This is a genomic window from Kocuria sp. APC 4018, from assembly GCF_030407675.1.
Classification (GTDB): domain Bacteria; phylum Actinomycetota; class Actinomycetes; order Actinomycetales; family Micrococcaceae; genus Kocuria; species Kocuria rhizophila.
In genome coordinates, this window is the sequence record NZ_JASDCY010000032.1 from 1 (window position 1) to 18,890 (window position 18,890).

Annotated in this window: 15 protein-coding genes; all 15 read left to right on the forward strand. The window is 71.0% G+C overall.

Annotated features, from left to right (window positions below):
• The first annotated feature begins 191 nt into the window (after window positions 1-191).
• The 15 genes from hisS (at window position 192) to QL985_RS07400 (ending at window position 18,854) form a co-directional block, all read left to right on the forward strand.
• Window positions 192-1,550 carry a histidine--tRNA ligase gene (gene hisS / locus QL985_RS07330; RefSeq protein ID WP_259921501.1) on the forward strand — a complete coding sequence of 453 codons (1,359 nt, stop codon included), beginning with the start codon at window positions 192-194 and terminating at the stop codon, window positions 1,548-1,550.
• 180 nt (window positions 1,551-1,730) lie between these two features.
• Window positions 1,731-3,554, forward strand: a complete 1,824-nt coding sequence (gene aspS / locus QL985_RS07335; RefSeq protein WP_239358517.1) for an aspartate--tRNA ligase — start codon at window positions 1,731-1,733, stop codon at window positions 3,552-3,554.
• A gap of 38 nt (window positions 3,555-3,592) precedes the next feature.
• A complete protein-coding gene (locus QL985_RS07340; RefSeq protein WP_259921498.1) occupies window positions 3,593-4,816 on the forward strand; it encodes an MFS transporter in 1,224 nt (407 codons plus the stop codon).
• A gap of 121 nt (window positions 4,817-4,937) precedes the next feature.
• Complete coding sequence (dtd, locus tag QL985_RS07345; RefSeq protein ID WP_039101135.1) at window positions 4,938-5,390, forward strand: D-aminoacyl-tRNA deacylase; 453 nt, start codon at window positions 4,938-4,940, stop codon at window positions 5,388-5,390.
• 105 nt (window positions 5,391-5,495) lie between these two features.
• Entirely contained in the window at window positions 5,496-7,136 is a 1,641-nt protein-coding gene (locus QL985_RS07350; RefSeq protein ID WP_259921495.1) for a replication-associated recombination protein A, read from the forward strand.
• Between the two features lie 127 nt (window positions 7,137-7,263).
• Window positions 7,264-8,994, forward strand: coding sequence for a glycerol-3-phosphate dehydrogenase/oxidase (locus QL985_RS07355; protein ID WP_259921493.1), 1,731 nt, complete (start codon window positions 7,264-7,266; stop codon window positions 8,992-8,994).
• 44 nt (window positions 8,995-9,038) lie between these two features.
• A complete protein-coding gene (locus QL985_RS07360) occupies window positions 9,039-9,800 on the forward strand; it encodes an MIP/aquaporin family protein (RefSeq protein ID WP_290147697.1) in 762 nt (253 codons plus the stop codon).
• Between the two features lie 47 nt (window positions 9,801-9,847).
• A complete protein-coding gene (gene glpK / locus QL985_RS07365; protein WP_259921488.1) occupies window positions 9,848-11,368 on the forward strand; it encodes a glycerol kinase GlpK in 1,521 nt (506 codons plus the stop codon).
• Window positions 11,369-11,591: 223 nt separating this feature from the next.
• Entirely contained in the window at window positions 11,592-12,230 is a 639-nt protein-coding gene (gene rpsD / locus QL985_RS07370) for a 30S ribosomal protein S4 (RefSeq protein ID WP_012398417.1), read from the forward strand.
• Between the two features lie 267 nt (window positions 12,231-12,497).
• Window positions 12,498-12,989: a DUF948 domain-containing protein gene (locus tag QL985_RS07375; RefSeq protein WP_070637753.1), complete on the forward strand. Its 492-nt coding sequence runs from the start codon at window positions 12,498-12,500 to the stop codon at window positions 12,987-12,989.
• A gap of 2 nt (window positions 12,990-12,991) precedes the next feature.
• A complete protein-coding gene (locus tag QL985_RS07380) occupies window positions 12,992-13,450 on the forward strand; it encodes a hypothetical protein (protein ID WP_070637755.1) in 459 nt (152 codons plus the stop codon).
• The gene (gene alaS, locus QL985_RS07385; RefSeq protein WP_259921637.1) at window positions 13,450-16,137 is read left to right on the forward strand and encodes an alanine--tRNA ligase; all 2,688 of its coding nucleotides are present in this window, start codon (window positions 13,450-13,452) and stop codon (window positions 16,135-16,137) included. The genes QL985_RS07380 and alaS overlap by 1 nt, the downstream gene beginning before the upstream one ends.
• Entirely contained in the window at window positions 16,137-16,721 is a 585-nt protein-coding gene (gene ruvX / locus QL985_RS07390; protein ID WP_121566466.1) for a Holliday junction resolvase RuvX, read from the forward strand. The genes alaS and ruvX overlap by 1 nt, the downstream gene beginning before the upstream one ends.
• Window positions 16,718-17,929, forward strand: a complete 1,212-nt coding sequence (gene mltG / locus QL985_RS07395) for an endolytic transglycosylase MltG (RefSeq protein ID WP_083311004.1) — start codon at window positions 16,718-16,720, stop codon at window positions 17,927-17,929. The genes ruvX and mltG overlap by 4 nt, the downstream gene beginning before the upstream one ends.
• A 10-nt stretch (window positions 17,930-17,939) precedes the next feature.
• Window positions 17,940-18,854 carry an NAD(P)-binding domain-containing protein gene (locus QL985_RS07400; protein ID WP_102613328.1) on the forward strand — a complete coding sequence of 305 codons (915 nt, stop codon included), beginning with the start codon at window positions 17,940-17,942 and terminating at the stop codon, window positions 18,852-18,854.
• Window positions 18,855-18,890 lie beyond the last annotated feature (36 nt).

Consider the following 18,890-nt stretch of genomic DNA (forward strand, 5'->3'; position numbering starts at 1 on the left):
CACGGCCTCGCCGGTGTGGTGCTCGTCACCGGGCGGGCGCTCCATTGGTGGACACGGCCATCCTAGCGATGCCCGGGTCCTAGAATGACCAGCAGACACCCCGCGGCGCACGGCCGCTCCGCCACGCCCCGCCGCCCGGGGAGCACGCGGGCGCCCGTCCCGCCCCGCTCAGCAACCGAGGAGTTCCACCCATGGCCCGCACCACCTCACTGTCCGGTTTCCCCGAGTGGCTCCCCGAGGAGCGGATCGTGGAGCAGCACGTGATGGACTCCCTGCGGCGGACCTTCGAGCTGCACGGCTTCTCCTCGATCGAGACCCGTGCGGTGGAGACCGTGGAACAGCTGCTGCGCAAGGGTGAGATCGACAAGGAGGTCTACGGCGTCTCGCGCCTGCACCAGGATGCGGACGAGACCAGCCCCGAGGGCGCCCTGGCCCTGCACTTCGACCTCACCGTGCCCTTCGCGCGCTACGTGGTGGAGAACGGTGGGCACCTCACGTTCCCGTTCCGCCGCTACCAGATCCAGAAGGTCTGGCGCGGCGAGCGCCCCCAGGAGGGGCGCGCCCGGGAGTTCACGCAGGCGGACATCGACGTGGTGGGGGACGGCGCGCTCCCGTTCCGCTACGACGTGGAGCTGGCACTCGTCATCGTGGACGCGCTGTCCCAGCTGCCCATCCCGCCGTTCGTGCTTCGCGTGAACAACCGCAAGCTCGCCGAGGGCTTCTACCGCGCCGTGGGCCTCACCGACGCCCCCGCCGTGCTGCGCGAGATCGACAAGCTCGAGAAGATCGGCGCGGACGCCGTGTCCCGCAACCTCCAGGAGCACGTGGGTGCCACCCCGGAGCAGGCGCAGGCCGCGCTCGCGCTCGCCGCGATCCGCACCGCGGACACCTCCTTCGTGGAGCGCGTGCGTGAACTCGGCCAGTCCAACGAGCTGCTCGAGGAGGGCCTCGCGGAGCTTGCGGAGGTCGTGGGGGAGGCCGCCCGCCGCGCCCCCGGAAAGGTCGTGGCGGACCTCTCGATCGCCCGCGGTCTGGACTACTACACCGGCACCGTCTACGAGACCGTGCTGGTGGGCCACGAGAAGCTCGGCTCCGTGTGCTCTGGCGGGCGCTACGAGTCCCTCGCGAGCAACGGGAAGAAGACGTACCCGGGGGTGGGGCTGTCCATCGGCGTGACCCGCCTGGTCACCCGCATCCTGTCCCAGTCCATGGCCCGGGCGTCCCGTGCCGTGCCCTCTGCCGTGCTGGTGGCCCTCAACGACGACGCCTCGTGGTCCGCCGCGCAGGACGTCGCCGCCGCGCTGCGCGCCCGCGGGATCGCCACCGAGGTGGCGGCCACCGCCCAGAAGTTCGGCAAGCAGATCCGCTACGCCGAGCGCCGCGGGATTCCCTTCGTGTGGTTCTCCTCGGTGGCCGAGGACGGCTCCGTGGTCCACGAGGTCAAGGACATCCGCTCGGGCGAGCAGGTGTCCGCGGACCCCACCCGCTGGCAGCCGCCGGCCGAGGACCTTCGCGCCACGGTTCTCAGCGCGGAGCAGACCGAGGGCTGATTGCGCCTCCCGCTGTGAGCGGGATCTCCCGCGCGCTCGGCGGACCCGGCGCGCTTGTAGACTCGCGGGGAACGAGAACCCGGCCCAGCGGCGTCGTCCGCGGTGGCCGGGGCCCCGCGAGCCGTGGGAGCCAGGACTTCCGGGGTGCGCGACCCCGATCACGAACGAACAAGAAGGTGGATGCACGTGCTGCGAACACACGAGCTCGGCGCCCTGAGTGCCGAGAACATCGGAGAGACCGTCACGCTGGCCGGCTGGGTGGGGCGCCGCCGTGACCACGGCGGTGTCGCGTTCGTGGACCTGCGAGACGCCTCCGGCGTGGCGCAGATCGTGGTGCGTGACGAAGAGCAGTTCCACCAGCTGCGCAACGAGTACGTCCTTCAGGTCACCGGCACCGTGGAGCGCCGCCCCGAGGGCAACGAGAACCCCAACCTGCCCTCGGGTGAGGTCGAGGTCATGGTGGACGAGCTCACCGTGCTCAACACCGCGGCCCCCCTGCCGTTCCAGATCGACGAGCACGTGGAGGTGGGCGAGGAAGCCCGCTTGAAGTACCGCTACCTGGACCTGCGCCGCCCGGAGCCCGCCCGCATCATGCGGCTGCGCTCCGAGGTCAACCGGGTGGCCCGCACCCTGCTGCACGAGCAGGGCTTCACCGAGGTGGAGACCCCCACCCTGACCCGTTCCACCCCCGAGGGCGCGCGCGACTTCGTGGTGCCGGCACGGTTGTCCCCGGGGTCCTGGTACGCGCTGCCGCAGTCCCCGCAGCTGTTCAAGCAGCTGCTGCAGGTCGGTGGGATCGAGAAGTACTTCCAGATCGCCCGCTGCTACCGGGACGAGGACTTCCGCGCGGACCGTCAGCCCGAGTTCACCCAGCTGGACGTCGAGGCCTCCTTCGTGGAGGAGGACGACATCATCGCGCTGGGCGAGCAGATCGTGAAGTCCCTGTGGGCGCTAATCGGCGTGGAGATCACCACCCCGATTCCCCGCATGACCTACGCCCAGGCCATGGCGGACTACGGCTCCGACAAGCCGGACCTGCGCTTCGACCTCAAGATCACGGAGCTCACCGAGTACTTCAAGGACACCCCGTTCCGCGTGTTCCAGGCCCCGTACGTGGGTGCCGTGGTGATGCCGGGCGGCGCGTCCCAGCCCCGCCGCCAGCTCGACGCGTGGCAGGAGTGGGCCAAGCAGCGCGGCGCCAAGGGCCTGGCCTACGTGCTGTTCAAGGAGGATGGGGAGATCGCCGGGCCCGTGGCCAAGAACATCTCCGACGAGGAGAAGGCCGGACTCGCGGAGGCCGTGGGCGCGAAGCCCGGCGACTGCGTGTTCTTCGCCGCGGGCGGTGTGAAGACCTCCCGCGCGCTGCTCGGTGCCGCGCGCGTGGAGATCGGCCACCGCGTGGGCCTGATCGACGAGAACGACTGGGCCTTCGTGTGGATCGTGGACGCCCCGCTCTTCGAGCCCGCCTCCGACGCCGTGGAGTCCGGTGACGTGGCCGTGGGCTCCGGCGCCTGGACCGCGGTGCACCACGCGTTCACCTCGCCCAAGCCCGAGTTCATGGACACGTTCGACACGGACCCCGGCTCCGCGCTGGCCTATGCGTACGACATCGTGTGCAACGGCAACGAGATCGGCGGCGGCTCCATCCGCATCCACCGCCGGGACGTGCAGGACCGCGTGTTCCGGGTGATGGGACTGAGCGAGGAGGACGCCCGCGAGAAGTTCGGCTTCCTGCTGGACGCCTTCCAGTTCGGCGCACCCCCGCACGGCGGCATCGCGTTCGGCTGGGACCGCGTGGTCGCGCTGCTCGCGGGCACCGAGTCCATCCGGGACGTCATCGCGTTCCCCAAGACCGGCAACGGCTACGACCCTCTGACCGCCGCGCCCGCGCCCATCACCGCGCAGCAGCGCAAGGAGGCCGGGGTGGACGCCAAGCCCGAACCGCGCGCCCAGGCCGCCGCGCCGACCACCGCCCCCGACGCTCCGGAAGGGTCATCACACTGAGCTCCGCTGCACCGCACGGTCGCACCGGCCAGGGCCTCGTGGCCCTGGCCGGTGTCGTTGTCACCGCCTTCACCCTCCGCCTGGCCGTCTCCGGGGTCTCACCCGTGCTGGGGCGCATCACCCAGGACCTGCACCTGTCACCCGCCGAGGCGGGACTGCTCGCGATGATGCCCTCGCTGGGCTTCGCGCTCACCGGGATCCTCACCACCCTGGCCATGCGGTGGGTGGGCCTCGAGGCGCTGCTGATTGTCTCGTGCGGTCTCGCGGCCCTCGGCACCCTCGCGCGCGCCGCGTCCCCCGGGGACGTGGGCTTCGTGGTCCTCACCTTCGTGATCATGTGTGGTCTGGGCATGGGCAACGTGGTCCTGCCGCCCGTGATCAAGAAGTACTTCCCGCACCGCATCGCGGCCCTGTCCGCGATCTACTCGATGCTGCTGGGCATGTCCACGGCCACCGCACCCTTCTTCGCGGTCCCGCTCGCGGACGCCGCCGGGTGGCGCGTGTCCGTGGGGTCGTGGGCCGTGTTCTCCCTCGCCGCCCTCGTGCCGTGGCTCGTGCTGTGGGTGGGAGCCCGCCGCCGCACCCAGCCGCCCGCCGAGCAGACCCCCGACCTGACCGTGCTGCCGGACGCCGTGGTGGCCCCCGCCTCCACCGCACGGGTCAAGCCGTGGCACTCCAGGATCGGGTGGGGCGTGGTGCTGATGTTCACTGGCACGTCCGCCAACACGTTCTCCATGTTCCTGTGGCTGCCGCGCTTCCTCATGGACACCGGGTTCTCCGAGCACGAGGCCGGCTTCATGCTCTCCTACTACGCCATCCTGGCCGTGCCGGTGAGCTTCGCGGTCCCGTTCCTGGTCCGCCGGTTCGGAAACACCGTGGTGCTGGGGCTGTCCACCGTGGTGCTGTACGCCCTGGGCTACCTCGCGGTGCTGCTGTGGCCGCACGCCACGTGGGGGGAATTCCGCCTGGTCTGGGTGTGGATCACGGTGTTCGGTCTGGCGCAGGCGTCCTTCCCGCTGGCCATCACGCTGATCAACGCCCGCACGCGCACCACCGCGGGCGCCGGCTCGCTCTCCGGCTTCGGCCAGGGCCTCGGCTACCTGGCCGGCTCGCTGGGGCCGCTGGCCTTCGGTCTGCTGTTCGGCGTCACCGGGTCCTGGTGGCCGTCCTTCGGCTACCTGTGGCTCATGCTCGTGGTGCTCGGCGCGGGCATCCTCATGACCGGACGCCACCGGTTCATGGAGGACGACGCCGCACGGTGACCCTCCGTGCGTCACCGGCGGTCCCGGCGCTCCCGGGGCGGTCGGCCGCGACGGCTTCGGGCGGCGTCGTCGACCGCCACCCGGGAGGCACGCCGCGGGGCGTGTGTGGTGGACTGGGCGCATGAGAATCGTGCTGCAAGTCGTGTCCCGTGCCGCCGTGACCGTGGCCGGGGAGACCGTGGGGGAGATCGAGGGCCCGGGCGTGCTGGCTCTCGTGGGCGTCACGCACACGGACACGCCGGAGACCGCCGCCCGGCTCGCGGAGAAGGTCGCGGGCCTGCGGATCCTGCCGGGGGAGACCTCGTGCGCGGACGGGCCCTCACCCGTGCTCGTGGTCAGCCAGTTCACCCTGTACGGGGACGTGCGGAAGGGACGCCGGCCCTCGTGGTCCAGGGCCGCCCCCGGGGACGTCAGCGAACCCCTGTTCGAGGAGTTCGTCCGGGCGCTGCGCGGGCGCGGGATCCCCGTGGAGACGGGGCGCTTCGGGGCGCACATGGAGGTCTCGCTCGTCAACGACGGGCCCGTGACCGTCCTCGTGGACAGCGAGGAGCTGGACCGGCCCCGCCGGGGGTGAACGCCGCCGGGTCGCCACGGGCCCCCGGGTGCCCCTGACGGGGACGGGCGGCACGCGGGCCCCAGCAGAGTTCTGCCTGTCCGGGGCGGGCAGTACTGTCGGGGCGTGAGCACCTCCCTGTTCGACCTGCCGGACCCGCTCAGCGGTGACGGCTCGGCCACGTCCGATCCCACCGCCCACCACTGCGGGCCGCGGGGCCGTACCCGCGCCCCGCTCGCGGTGCGGATGCGCCCACGCACCCTGGACGAGGTCGTGGGGCAGAAGCACCTGCTGCGGGCAGGGTCCCCGCTGCGCGCACTGGTCACCGGTCGGTCGGGGCCGGCCGCGCCGTCCTCGGTGATCCTGTGGGGCCCGCCCGGAACGGGCAAGACCACGATCGCGCAGGTGATCGCGCGCGGGCACGGCACCACGTTCGTGGAGCTCTCCGCCGTCACGGCCGGCGTCAAGGACGTCCGCCGGGTCATGGACGAGGCCCTCACGGCGCGGGACCTGCACGGACGCACCACGGTGCTGTTCCTGGACGAGATCCATCGCTTCACCAAGGCGCAGCAGGACGCCCTGCTGCCCGGGGTGGAGAACGGGTGGGTCATCCTCGTGGCGGCCACCACCGAGAACCCGTCCTTCTCCGTGATCTCACCCCTGCTCTCCCGCTCCCTGCTGCTCACGCTGCAGCCGCTCGAACGCCAGGACATCGGGGAGCTGCTGGACCGGGCGGTCGTGGATCCCCGCGGGCTGGACGGCGCGGTGGTCCTCTCCCCGGAGGCCCGGGAGCACCTGCTGGACGTGGCCGGGGGAGACGCCCGCAAGGCCCTCACGTCGCTGGAGGCTGCGGCCGGTGTCGCGCTGTCCCACGCGGGCGGCGTCGACGCGAGGGACCGGGAGGGCGCGGATGAGGGGAAAAGCGCGGCAGATGCGGGCGGGCCGGCGGACGAGAACGGCGCGGCGGACAAAGACGGCCCGGTCCCCGGGGGCCTTGCGGCACACGAGGACGACGCCGCGGAACAGGACCGTGCCGCGGGGCGGGGTGCCACGACGGACGAGGCCCGCGCCGTGGAGCGGACCGGCGCCGGGCAGCCCGGCGCCACCACCGGCGGTCCCGCCACAGTGACGCTGGCGCATGCCGAGGAGGCCGTGAACCGTGCGGCCGTGCGCTACGACAAGCAGGGCGACCAGCACTACGACGTGGTGAGCGCGTTCATCAAGTCCATCCGGGGCTCGGACGTGGACGCCGCGATGCACTACCTCGCCCGGATGGTCGAGGCGGGGGAGGACCCCCGGTTCATCGCACGCCGGCTCATCATCTCCGCGTCCGAGGACATCGGCATGGCGGACCCCACCGCGCTGCAGACCGCCGTGGCGGCCGCCCAGGCCGTGCAGCTGATCGGCATGCCGGAGGGCCGCCTCCCGCTCGCCCAGGCCGTGGCGCACCTGGCCACCGCGCCCAAGTCCAACGCCGCCTACCTGGCGGTGGACGCCGCGATCGCCGACGTCCGGGCCGGGGGTGCCGGTCCCGTGCCTGCGCACCTGCGGGACTCCCACTACCCGGGAGCGGCGGGGCTCGGCCACGGCGACGGCTACCGCTACGCCCACGACGCCCCCAGTGCCGTGGCCACCCAGCAGTACCCGCCGGACGAGCTCGTGGGCAGGGACTACTACCGGCCCACGCCCTACGGCCACGAGAAGGAGCTGGCCCACCGGCTGGGCATCCTGCGGTCCATGGTGCGGGGCACCCGGCGCGGGGACTGAGCCGGTCAGGTCGGCCGCCGCGCACCCCTCGCCACGGCCGCTGTTTTCCGTGTCACGGAGTGAGGACTATTGTGTCTCTCACCCGAATCGATCGTCAGCTACCCACCGGTAGACAGGAGCGGCAACCGTGCCACTGACCTCTTTGAACGCACAGCAGCGCAACAACGACCTCCGCGCCATGGCGGAGCACCCCGTGGACGTCCTGGTGATCGGCGGCGGCATCACGGGCGCTGGGATCGCCCTGGACGCGGCCACCCGTGGTCTGTCCACCGCCATCATCGACGCGCAGGACTGGGCCCAGGGCACCTCCTCGCGCTCCTCCAAGCTGGTGCACGGCGGGCTGCGCTACCTCATGCAGCTGAACTTCGCGCTCGTGGCGGAGGCCCTCAAGGAGCGCGACCTCCTGATGCACCGGCTGGCCCCGCACCTGGTCAAGCCCATCCAGTTCATGTACCCGCTGACCCACAAGGGCTGGGAACGCCCCTTCGTGGCCACGGGCATCGGCATGTACGACACCCTCGCCCACGTGGGCGCCAAGGCCGAGTCCCTGCCCATCCAGCGCCATCTCAGCGCCGCCGGCGTGCGCAAGACCTTCCCGGCCATGCGCGACGACGCCGCCGTGGGCGCCATCGCCTACTGGGACGGTCGCGTGGACGACGCCCGCCTGACCCTGGACCTCGTGCGCACGGCCCAGCGCTACGGGGCCCTCGCGGCGAACCGCGCCGCGGCCCGCAACCTGATCCGTGACGACTCCGGCCGCGTGGTCGGGGCCCACATCGAGGACCTCACCACGGGGGAGACCCGCGAGGTGCGCGCCAAGGTCGTGATCTCCGCCGCCGGTGTGTGGACCGAGCCGGTCCAGGACCTCGCGGAGTCCGAGACCGGCCTGAAGGTGCTGGCATCCAAGGGCATCCACATCGTGGTCCCCAAGGAGCGCCTGGACGGCTCCACCGGCATCATCCTGCAGACGGAGAAGTCTGTGCTGTTCATCATCCCGTGGGACAACTACTGGGTCATCGGCACCACGGACACCCCGTACGAGCGGGATCTGGCCACCCCCACGGCCACGCGCGAGGACGCCCAGTACGTGCTGGACCACGCGAACAAGATCCTCCGGGACCCGCTGACCATGGACGACGTGATCGGCACGTGGGCCGGGCTGCGCCCGCTCGTGCAGCCGGGCACCAAGGGCGAGGCTACGCCCTCGACCAAGATCTCCCGTGAGCACTCCGTGGTGGAGGCCGCGCCCGGGCTGTTCACCATCGCCGGCGGCAAGCTCACCACCTACCGCGTGATGGGCAAGGACGCCGTGGACGCGGCCCTCGGCAAGAAGGCCGCCAAGGAGAACCCCTCCATCACCGAGCACGTCGCGCTCCTGGGCGCGCAGGGCTGGTCCGGTCTGATGAACCAGTCGGAGCACCTGGCCGCCCGCGTCGGTATGGAGCAGGTCGTGGTCGAGCGTCTGCTCAACCGTTACGGGGACGAGACGCTGGAGATGATCGACACCATCACGGACCACCCCGAACTGGGGGAGCCCGTCCCCGGCGCCGAGCAGTACCTCAAGATTGAGATCCAGCGCGCGGCCACTCACGAGGGCGCCCTGGACCTCGAGGACGTGATGTGCCGGCGCACCCACCTGAACTACGAGCAGCGCGACGGCGGTTCCGCCGCGGCCCCGGAGATCGCCCGCATCATGGGTGACGTCCTCGGCTGGGACGAAGCCGAGCGCGCACGCCAGGTGGATCTCTACGAGCAGATGCGCCGCGCCGAGCACGCCGCCCTGCAGGAGAACGACGAGGACACCGCCCAGCGGCTGCGCGAGGGCGCGGGCAACCCGTACCCGCAGCAGCGGGGCTGAGAGAAGATCTCGGGCCCGGGACAGTCCGGGCCCCCGAACACCCAATGGAGGGTGCTGTGAATGAAGTGACCGAGGTGGCGCTGTCCACCGTTTTCATGTCGGAGGCCTTCGGCACGGCCGTGCTAGTGCTGCTGGGCTGCGGCGTGGTGGCCAACGTGGTGCTCCCGCGCACCAAGGGCAACGGCGCGGACTGGCTGCTCATCAGCTTCGGCTGGGGCTTCGCCGTCTTCGCCGGCGTGTACGTGGGCCACGCCTCCGGGGCGCACCTCAACCCCGCGGTGACGCTGGGCATGCTCGCGCGCCAGGAGCCCGAGTACGCACCCGGGGTGGCCATCAGCGTCGCAAGCACCCTCGTCTACATCGTGGCGCAGATGGTGGGTGCCTTCGTGGGTGCCGTCGTGTGCTGGCTCGCCTACAGGAAGCACTTCGACGCCGCCGGGCGCGAGGGCGTGCCCACGATCGACGTCTTCTCCACCGGGCCCGAGATCCGCAGCCACGGCTGGAACTTCCTCACCGAGGTCATCGCCACCTTCGTGCTCGTGTACGTGATCCTCGTCTTCGGGGAGACCCCGAGCGAGCTCGGACCCCTCGCGGTGGGCGTGCTGGTGGTGGCGATCGGCATGAGCCTCGGCGGCCCCACGGGCTACGCCATCAACCCTGCCCGCGACCTCGGCCCCCGCATCGCGCACGCGGTGCTGCCCATTCCCGGCAAGCCGGGCAGCAACTGGTCCTACAGCTGGGTCCCGGTGCTCGGCCCCGTGGTGGGCGGTGTGCTCGCCGGTGTGGCGGCCCACCTCATCGGCTAAGCGCACCGCACCCGAGCACGACACACAACTGACGAAGGAGTCACCCCATGAGCGAACCCCAGTACGTGATGGCCATCGACCAGGGCACCACGAGCACGCGCGCCATCGTCTTCGACCACTCCGGGAAGATCAAGGGCCTGGGCCAGTACGAGCACGAGCAGATCTTCCCGCGCGCGGGCTGGGTGGAGCACGATGCCCAGGAGATCTGGCGCAACACCCGCCGCTGCGTGGCGGACGCGCTCGCCGAGACCGAGCTGACCCGCGAGGACCTCGCCGCCGTGGGCATCACCAACCAGCGCGAGACCACCGTGGTGTGGGACAAGAACACCGGAGAGCCCGTCTACAACGCGATCGTGTGGCAGGACACCCGCACCCAGGAGATCGTGGACGAGCTGGCCGAGGACGGCGGTGAGGAACGTTTCCGGGACCTCACAGGGCTGCCCCTGGCGAGCTACTTCGCCGGCCCCAAGGTCAAGTGGATCCTGGACAACGTGGAGGGCGCTCGCGAAAAGGCCGAGGCGGGTGACCTGCTGTTCGGCACCACCGACAGCTGGCTCGTGTGGAACCTCACGGGGGGCACCAACGAGGGCGTGCACGTCACGGACGTGACCAACGCGTCCCGCACGCTGCTCATGAACATCGACACCCTGGACTGGAACGAGGACCTCTGCGAGACGCTGGGCATCCCGATGTCCATGCTCCCCGAGATCCGCTGCAGCTCCGAGGTCTACGGCAAGGGCCGCGCCCGAGGCTTCCTCAAGCAGGTCCCGATCGCGGGCATCCTGGGTGACCAGCAGGCCGCGATGTTCGGTCAGACGTGCTTCGAGCCCGGCATGGGCAAGAACACCTACGGCACGGGCAGCTTCCTGCTGATGAACGTGGGGCAGACCCCGGTGCGTTCGGAGCACGGTCTCATCACCACGGTGTGCTACCAGATCGAGGGCGAGAAGCCCGTCTACGCGCTCGAGGGCTCGATCGCTGTCACGGGCTCGCTCGTGCAGTGGGTGCGGGACAACCTCGGCATCATCCAGGACGCCAAGGAGATCGAGCCGCTCGCGCGCGCCGTCGAGGACAACGGCGGGGCGTACTTCGTGCCCGCGTTCTCGGGTCTGTTCGCCCCGCACTGGCGCCCGGACGCCCGTGGTGCGCTGGTGGGGTTGACCCGCTACGTGCGCAAGGAGCACATCGCCCGCGCCGTGCTGGAGGCCACCGCCTACCAGTCGCGCGAGGTCGTGGAGGCCATGAACAAAGACTCGCAGCAGGACCTCGTGGAGCTGCGCGTGGACGGTGGCATGACGGCCAACGAGCTGCTCATGCAGTTCCAGGCGGACCAGCTGGGCGTGCCCGTGATCCGCCCCGAGATCACGGAGACCACCGCGCTGGGCGCCGCGTACGCGGCCGGGCTGGCAGTGGGATTCTGGGCGGACCTGGACGAGATCACCCAGAACTGGGCCGAGGACAAGCGCTGGGAGCCCGAGGGGGACCGTGAGCAGCAGGAGAAGCTGTTCCGCAACTGGGGCAAGGCAGTGACCAAGTCGCTGGACTGGGTGAACGAGGACGTGGACTGAATCCGCTATAGTGGAACGCTGGCTGGCACGTCCCCGGTGGACCTTCGGCGCCCCTGACACCCTCAAGGGCCCGGTGAGCACACGGTGGACGCTAGGTTCGTCGGATTGCGGCTGATCCGCACCTCTCCCGCGGGAACCGATTCCCCCGCGCAGGAGGCCAGTACCACCCAGAACGGAACGCGGGCTGTGCCCGTACGCCGTCGAACCGCATGAAAGGCATGCTTTGTCCCAGAACAACAGCTCCCGTGCGCGCCGCCAGGTGCGCAAGTCCCGTGCCCTCGGCATTGCACTGACGCCGAAGGCCGAGAAGTACTTCGAGCGCCGCCCGTACGCCCCCGGTGAGCACGGCCGTGCCCGCCGCAAGCAGGACTCCGACTACAAGGTGCGCCTGACCGAGAAGCAGCGGCTGCGCGCGCAGTACAACATCCGCGAGAAGCAGATGCACCGCGCCTACGTGGAGGCCAAGCGCGTCGAGGGCCAGACCGGTGAGAACCTCATCGCCCTGCTCGAGACCCGCCTGGACGCCCTCGTGCTGCGCGCGGGCTTCGTCCGCACGATGGCCGCGGCCCGCCAGGCCGTGGTGCACCGTCACATCATGGTGGACGGCCAGCGCGTGGACCGTCCCTCGTACCGCGTGCGCCCGGGTCAGATGATCCACGTGCACCCGCGCTCCGAGAAGATGGTGCCGTTCCAGATCGCCGCGACCGGTGCGAACCAGGATGTCCTGCCGGACACCCCGCCGTACCTGGACGTGACGATCGACCGGCTGCAGGCCACGCTCTCCCGCAAGCCCGAGCGCTCCGAGGTCCCCGTGACCTGCGAGGAGCAGCTCGTGGTCGAGTACTACGCACGCATGGCCTGATCATTCGTGCGCGGCCGACCGCCCAGCGCTCGGCCACCGGACAGCCCGCGGGTTCACCCCGCGGGCTGTCCGCGTTCCTGGATCCGGACGAGCGGGCAGTGGCCGGCTGCCTGCACCGCCGACCGGCGCCCGCTCACGGGTCCGTGCGGTGCCACGGGGTCGCTCCTCGGTGCTCGGTCGTGTCCGGGTTGTTGGGTAGAGTTGCGCTTCGGTCGGTCCTTCGCGCCGACCTCGACGACGACACACGGACGGAAGTGATGGTCACCCATGGACGGTGGAGATATCGCCGGGCTGCTCGCGGTGCTGGTGTTCGCGGTGCTCGTGGGTCTGCTCGCGCTGCCCATCGTGAAGCTCGGGCGGGTGTTCGACGAGCTGCGCCTGACCATCCGCTCGATCAACGACGGCACCACGCCGCTGATCGACGAGGTGACACGCACGGTCACCACCACGAACACGCAGCTGGAGAAAGTGGACGGGATCACCTCGAACGTCTCCGACGCCTCGGCGAACGTGTCGGCACTGTCCTCGCTCGTGGCCTCCACCGTGGGGCAGCCCCTGATCAAGGTGGCGTCCTTCTCCCACGGGTTGCGCCGCGCCTTCTCGCCCCAGCCCGGGGCACCGGGCGCCGCCGGGGGAGCCGGGACCCGTCCCGGCTCCGCACCGTCCTCCCAGCCCCGGGGCGCCTCCGGTGTCCCCGCGGACCACACCGGGCACGAGCCATCCGCTGATGGTTCCGGACCCACGGACACCAGGAGCTGACTATGGGAATGTGGTCCAAACTCGCCCTGCTCGCCGCCGGCGCCCTGGTGGGCGGCGCGGCCACCCGCGTCGCCTCCGATCCCGCGGCCCGGCAGTCCCTGTCCCGGGCCATCCAGGGGACTCCCGAGAGCACGGCCGTGGCGCGCGCGCCGCACGGGGACGTGGCGCACCGCGCCCGACCCGCCGCGGTGGACACCCTGCGCACCGCGGCCCGGCGCTTAGGGGAGTTCACGGCACGGGTCCGTGCGGGCATGGAGGAGCGCGAGGCGCAGCTGCAGCAGCAGTTCGGCGTGCGCTCTCCCGTGGACCACACCGCCAACCACCCGGCGGCGCCCGACGACGCCGTGCCCCCCGCCGGTGTCCCGTGGCACCCGGTCACGTCCCACGACTCCTCGACCGACCCGGAGGACCCCCGGGCCCGGGTCATCGAACACACCCCTTCGGAAGGAAACGAGCGGTAATGCTCTCTCACGAGATCACCCAGCGCTGGCTGAGCTACTTCGAGGCCAAGGGCCACCACGTGGTGCCCTCGGCGTCCCTGGTGTCCCAGCAGCCCGGTGCCATGTTCACGATCGCCGGCATGGTGCCGTTCATCCCGTACTTCCTGGGCCAGGAGACCCCTCCCTACCGCCGGGCGACCTCCGTGCAGAAGTGCATCCGCACCCTGGACATCGACGAGGTGGGCAAGACCGCCCGCCACGGCACGTTCTTCCAGATGGCCGGCAACTTCTCCTTCGGCGACTACTTCAAGTCCCAGGCCATCCCCATGGCCTGGGAGCTGCTCACCACTGCCGCGGCCGACGGCGGCTTCGGGCTGGACCCGGAGCGGCTGTGGGTCACCGTGTACGAGGGGGACCAGGAGTCCTACGACCTGTGGCACGACACCGTGGGTTTGCCCGCCCAGCGCATCCAGCGCATGGGCCGTGACGAGAACTACTGGGACACCGGCCAGCCCGGGCCCGCGGGTCCCGACTCCGAGATCTTCTACGACCGCGGCCCGCGCTACGGCAAGGACGGCGGTCCGGCGGTGGACGACGACCGCTACATCGAGATCTGGAACCTCGTGTTCATGCAGTACCAGCGCGGCGAGGGCAACGGCAAGGACTACGAGATCCTGGGCGACCTGCCGCAGCAGAACATCGACACCGGCCTGGGCGTGGAGCGTCTGGCCATGCTGCTGCAGGGCGTGGAGAACTTCTACGAGACGGACCAGGTCCGACCCGTGCTCGACGCCGCGGCCAAGCTCTCCGGGCGCACCTACCACGGAGCCGAAAAGGCCGGCGAGGAGGGCTACGAGGACGACGTCCGCATGCGCGTGGTCGCCGACCACGTCCGTTCCTCGCTCATGCTCATCGCCGACGGCGTGACGCCCGGCAACGAGGGCCGCGGCTACATCCTGCGCCGGCTGCTGCGCCGTGCCGTGCGGGCCATGCGCCTGCTCGGGGTCACCGAGCCCTGCCTGCCCGTGCTGCTGCCGGAGTCACGGGACGCCATGAAGGGCGTCTACCCCGTGGTGGCCGAGGACTTCGAGCGGATCTCGCGGATCGCGTACGCCGAGGAGCGGGCCTTCCTGAAGACCATCGAGTCCGGCACCACCCGCCTGGAGCACGCCGTGGACGTGGCCAAGGGGGAGAAGCGCGCGCTGAGCGGGGCGGACGCCTTCGCCCTGCACGACACCTTCGGCTTCCCGATCGACCTCACCCTGGAGATGGCCGGCGAGGCCGGCGTCGCCGTGGACGAGAAGGCGTTCCGCGAGCTCATGGCCGAGCAGCGCCAGCGCGCCCAGGAGGACGCCCGCGCCAAGAAGGGCGCCATGGCGGACCTCTCCGAGCTGCGCCGCATGCTTGACGACCACGGCAGCGAGTTCACCGGCTACACCGAACTGGTCACACCCACCACGGTGCGCGCCATCCTCTCGGGCGGCGTCTCCGTGCCCGCCGCGAGCGAGGGCGAGCACGTGGAGATCGTGCTCGAGCGCACCCCGTTCTACGCCGAGGCCGGTGGCCAGGCCGCGGACGTGGGCACCATCGACTCCGCGGACGGGCTGCGCCTGAGCGTGGAGGACGTCCAGCAGCCCGTGAAGGGTCTGTCCGTGCACAAGGTCACGGTCGCCTCCGGCCAGGTGGTCGTGGGGGACGAGGTCACCGCCCGCGTGGACTCCCGCCGCCGCCACGACGGCGAGGCAGCCCACTCCGGCACGCACGTGATCCACGCTGCCCTGCACGACGTCCTGGGCCCGGACGCGGTCCAGCGCGGCTCGTTCAACAAGGAGGGCTACCTCCGCTTCGACTTCTCCCACGGGGAGGCCCTGAACGCGGAGCAGATCCAGGAGATCGAGCAGATCGCCAACACCGCCATCCGCGACGACTTCGAGGTGGTCACCCGCGAGATGCCGCTGGCCGAGGCCAAGAAGCTCGGGGCCATGTCGCTGTTCGGCGAGAAGTACGGGGACGAGGTCCGCGTGGTCGAGATGAACGGCCTGTGGTCCCGTGAGCTGTGCGGCGGCACCCACGTGGGCTCCACGTCCCAGCTGGGCTCGCTGTCCCTGGTCTCGGAGCAGTCCGTGGGCTCGGGCAACCGTCGCGTGGAGGCGCTCGTGGGCCTGAACTCGTTCAACCACCTGGCCGCCGAGCGCACGCTGGTCAACCAGCTCACCGGAATGCTCAAGGTGCAGTCCAGCGCCGAGCTGCCGGAGCGCCTCGCGGCCACCCTCGACAAGCTCAAGGAGACCGAGCGCCAGCTCGCCGGCCTGCGCCAGCAGCAGCTGCAGGCTCAGGCCGGCCAGCTCGCCCAGGACGCCGAGCGCATCGGGACGGTCACGGCCGTGCTGCACGACGCCGGGGAGATCGCCTCCGCGGACGCGCTGCGCACCCTCGCCCTGGACCTGCGCACCCGCCTGGGCTCCGACCCCGCGCTCGCGGCCGTGACCGGCGTCGCCAACGACCGTCCGCTGATCGTGGTGGCCGTCAACGACGCCGCCCGGCAGGCAGGTCTCGCGGCCGGCCAGCTCGTGCGCACCGCGGCCACGGTCCTCGGTGGCGGTGGCGGCGGCAAGCCGGACGTCGCCCAGGGCGGCGGCTCCGACGCCGCCCGGATCCCCGATGCGCTGGCGGCGGTGCGGCGGCAGATCCAGGACTCCGCGAGCTGATGTCAGAGTCCTTCGAGCGTGCCGTGCGCATGGGCGTGGACGTGGGGAAGGTCAGGGTGGGCGTCGCCCTGACCGACCCCGGGTGCGTCCTGGCCACGCCGCACCAGACGCTCGCGCGGGACTCCAACCCCCGCAAGGCCTTCGACGTGAAGATCATCACCAGGCTCTGCGAGGAGCGGGACGTGCGCACGGTGTACGTGGGCCTGCCGCGCAGCCTGGACGGACGTGAGAACGATTCGACCGTCATGGCCAGGGATTACGCCGCGATGCTCGTTCGTCGGCTAGGCTCACGGGGGTGCACCACGCAGGTGCGCCTGGTGGACGAGCGGCTGTCCACGGTCGCTGCCCACCAGTCGATGCTGGACTCCGGGGTCTCCCGGAGGGACCACATGGACAGGGTCGACCAGGCGGCCGCCGTGACCTTCCTGCAGACTGCGGTGGACCAGGGCCTGCGCACCGGCGTGGAGCCGGGCGAGCGGGTCGGGGCCGTGGAACAGGCGCAGCAGTGCACCGAGGGGCGGGTGACCTCCCCACAGGGGGATGCCCCCAAGACCACCAGAACGGCGGACGGAGAGTATTCGTGAGCGATGAGCCGCGGGACAACGCAACCGGTGACGGGAACACCCCGCACGGGTCTAACGGTGATGGGCTGAGCTCCTCGCACGCCTCTGACGGCGGCTCCCACTCCCAGCTGGTCGGCTCCTTCGAGCACCACGAGGTGACGCCGGAGCAGCGCAAGCGCCGCCAGGCCCGTTCCCGCGCGTCCATGACCACGGCCATCGCCCTGTTCGTCGCGGCGCTGATCGTGGTGGTGGCGGTGCTCGGCTCCACGTTCGGGCTCTTCGAGCGCAAGGACTACCACGGCTCGGGGGACCAGGACGTCACGTTCTCCGTGGCGGACGGCAGCACCACGGGGCAGATCGCGCAGGATCTCGAGTCCCAGGACATCGTGGCGGACGCCTCCACGTTCGTGTCCACGTTCCAGAAGAAGTACCCCGAGGACTTCATCCAGCCCGGTGAGTACCAGCTCAAGACCAGGATGAGCTCCGAGGACGTGGTCAACTCCCTGATGGAGAAGGAAGCCGCCACGCACTACGCGGCGATCCCCAAGACCCAGCGGATGGACGACACCTTCACCGCCCTGAGCGAGGCCACCGGCATCGACCGCTCCGAGTTCGAGAAGCTCGCCAAGCAGAAGGAGACGTTCGGGATCCCCGAGCAGTTCCCCAACCTGGAGGGCTGGCTGCACCCGGGCGAGTACCACTTCCCCCTGGACGCCACGGCCGAGCAGATCCTGCAGGAGATGGTGGACCGCACCCGGGCCACCCTGGAGAAGAACAACGTCCCCGAGGACCGCTGGTTCGAGGTGCTCACCGTCGGCTCGATCGTCGAGTTCGAGGGCACCCCGCAGAACTACCCCTCCGTGGCCGGAGCCATCGAGAACCGCATGAACAACCCGGACGGCGAGACCAGCGGGTTCATCCAGTCCGACGCCTCCGTGACCTACGGACTGGGCAAGAAGACCGTGCACCTCACGGAGGAGGAGAAGAAGGACAAGTCCAACCCGTACAACACCTACGCGAACCCCGGTCTGCCGGTCGGTCCGATCGGGTCCCCGAGCGACGACGCCATTGCGGCGGCGGCCAACCCGGAGAAGAACGACTACTACTACTGGGTGACCGTGAACCTGGACACGGGTGAGACCAAGTTCGCCAAGACGTACGAGGAGCACCAGAAGTACGTGCAGGAGTACCAGCAGTGGTGCGCGGACAACGAGGGCAAGTGCTCCTGACGTGCCCCCGGTGACACCCTCCAGGCTGCGGGCGGCCGTCCTCGGCCACCCGGTGGCTCACTCCCTGTCCCCGGCGCTGCACACCGCGGCCGGGGAGGCCCTGGGTCTGAGCACCGACTACACCCGGGTGGATGTTCCCGAGTCCGGGTGGGAGGTGTTCTGGGCGGGAGCCCGCGAGGACGGCGGGTGGAGCGGGTTCTCCGTGACCATGCCCCTCAAGCCCCTGGCCGCGCGGGACGCGGACCGGGTGACCCCGCTGGTGGAAGCCCTCGGGGTAGCCAACACCCTGACCCTCACCCCGCAGGGTTCCGTGGCGGACAACACGGACGTCATGGGGATCATGGCCGCGCTGTGTGCCGCGGGGCCGGTTCCGGAGGCGCCCCGCGCCGTCGTGCTGGGCGGGGGAGCCACCGCGCACGCCGCGGTGGCCGCCCTGCAGGCCCTGGGGGCGCCCGCGGTGGACGTGGCGGTGCGCACGGCATCCCGCGCCCGCTCCCTCGACGGCGTGGCCGGTGCGCTGGGCGCCACGGTGCACGTCCGGCCGTGGTCCGCGGCCCCCGAGCTGCTCCGGCACGCGGACGTGGTGGTCTCGACCCTGCCGCCGCGTGCCGCCGACGACCTCGCCCGGCTGTGGCGTGCAACCCGGCCCAGCGTGCACGGGGTGCTGCTGGACGTCGCGTACGACCCGTGGCCCTCCGAGCTGGCCGCCGCGTGGCAGCACGCCGGGGGAGCGATCGCACCGGGTGTCGATATGCTGATCTTCCAGGCGGTGGACCAGCTGCGCTGGTTCGTCGGGGGCGGGCCCCACCAGGAGCTGCCCCGGGAAGCATGCGTGACCGCGGCCATGTGCCGCGCGGTCGGCCGCCCGGAGCGCACGGTGCCGGAACGGGTGCGCCGCGCGCAGGAGCGTCGTCGGCCCGAGTGAACGGGCGCGTCGGTTGCACGGCGTGCCTAGAGCCGG

What these genes read in the sequence shown, in the direction of transcription:
- hisS (WP_259921501.1), top strand. Translation starts at nt 192, where the DNA reads ATGGCCCGCACCACCTCACTGTCCGGTTTCCCCGAGTGGCTCCCCGAG.
- aspS (WP_239358517.1), top strand. Translation starts at nt 1,731, where the DNA reads ATGCACGTGCTGCGAACACACGAGCTCGGCGCCCTGAGTGCCGAGAAC.
- dtd (WP_039101135.1), top strand. Translation starts at nt 4,938, where the DNA reads ATGAGAATCGTGCTGCAAGTCGTGTCCCGTGCCGCCGTGACCGTGGCC.
- QL985_RS07360 (WP_290147697.1), top strand. Translation starts at nt 9,039, where the DNA reads ATGGAGGGTGCTGTGAATGAAGTGACCGAGGTGGCGCTGTCCACCGTT.
- glpK (WP_259921488.1), top strand. Translation starts at nt 9,848, where the DNA reads ATGAGCGAACCCCAGTACGTGATGGCCATCGACCAGGGCACCACGAGC.
- QL985_RS07375 (WP_070637753.1), top strand. Translation starts at nt 12,498, where the DNA reads ATGGACGGTGGAGATATCGCCGGGCTGCTCGCGGTGCTGGTGTTCGCG.
- QL985_RS07380 (WP_070637755.1), top strand. Translation starts at nt 12,992, where the DNA reads ATGGGAATGTGGTCCAAACTCGCCCTGCTCGCCGCCGGCGCCCTGGTG.
- alaS (WP_259921637.1), top strand. Translation starts at nt 13,450, where the DNA reads ATGCTCTCTCACGAGATCACCCAGCGCTGGCTGAGCTACTTCGAGGCC.
- ruvX (WP_121566466.1), top strand. Translation starts at nt 16,137, where the DNA reads ATGTCAGAGTCCTTCGAGCGTGCCGTGCGCATGGGCGTGGACGTGGGG.